The organism is Microbacterium sp. KNMS (assembly GCF_053851835.1).
In genome coordinates, this window is record NZ_JBSQBP010000060.1 from 1 (window position 1) to 843 (window position 843).

Annotated in this window: 1 protein-coding gene; it reads right to left on the minus strand. The window is 69.8% G+C overall.

All coding sequences use genetic code 11. From position 1 onward, the window contains the following. Nucleotides 1-95: 95 nt before the first annotated feature. Entirely contained in the window at nucleotides 96-734 is a 639-nt protein-coding gene (locus ACWXWW_RS17830; RefSeq protein ID WP_455971323.1) for an HNH endonuclease signature motif containing protein, read from the minus strand. Between the last annotated feature and the right edge of the window lie 109 nt (nucleotides 735-843).

The following is an 843-nucleotide window of genomic DNA, read 5'->3' on the forward strand; positions in this document are numbered from 1 at the left end:
CGTCTACTACGCTGACCTCGAAACGCCATCCCACCCGGTGCTGGCACCCGCATAGGAGCGGCAGAGAACCGGGGACGCTTCAGGATGGTGCGCGTTCAGGCGGGTTCGAGGGTGTAGTGGGCGTGGGCGCCGTGGTCTTCGGGTTCGTGGTGGGCGATGTCGTCGGCGTCGAGGACAGCTTGGGCGATGAACTCCGGTGACGCCCAGTAGTGGCGCAGCCATTCCCGAGTGGCCTGCTCCATCTCGAGATGGAGCCGGTTCTCTCGTTCGCGCTGCTCCTCCTCGCGCCGGCGCTGCTCCTGTTCCCGCTTGCGGGCGTGGGCGCGGCGGCGCGGGGCGGCCTCTTCGCGGGCGCGGCGGTACTCGGTGAGGGCGTCGTCGACGGCCTGGTTCGGGATGGCGTCCGCGCGGGCCTGTGGGGGTGGTTTCTCGGTGTAGGTGTGTCCGGCGGGGCTGGTCCATTCCAGGACCCCGTCGCCGAGCTGTCGGACCTGCCAGGGCGTGTGGTGCTTGTCCTGGTGGCATCCCTCGCACAGGCAGGCGAGGTTGCCCACGTCCGTGACACCGCCCTGGGCGTACGGGATGGTGTGGTCCAGGTCGGCGGTGATCGCGAGGTTGCGGCACCCGGGGGTGCGGCAGCGTTCGTCGCGGGCGAGGAGGTACCGCTTCTGCGCGGCGGTGGGGGTGTACCGGTCGACGGTGAGCAGCGCCCCGGTGTCGGGATGGCAGAACACCCGCTCCCACCCCGCCGCGTTCCCCGCGAGCTGAGCTTGTCAAGTTGTGTGTGTAAGGAGTTGGGTCCTCGGGGTCAGAGGTAGGGCTCGATGCGCTCGGGGTAGACGA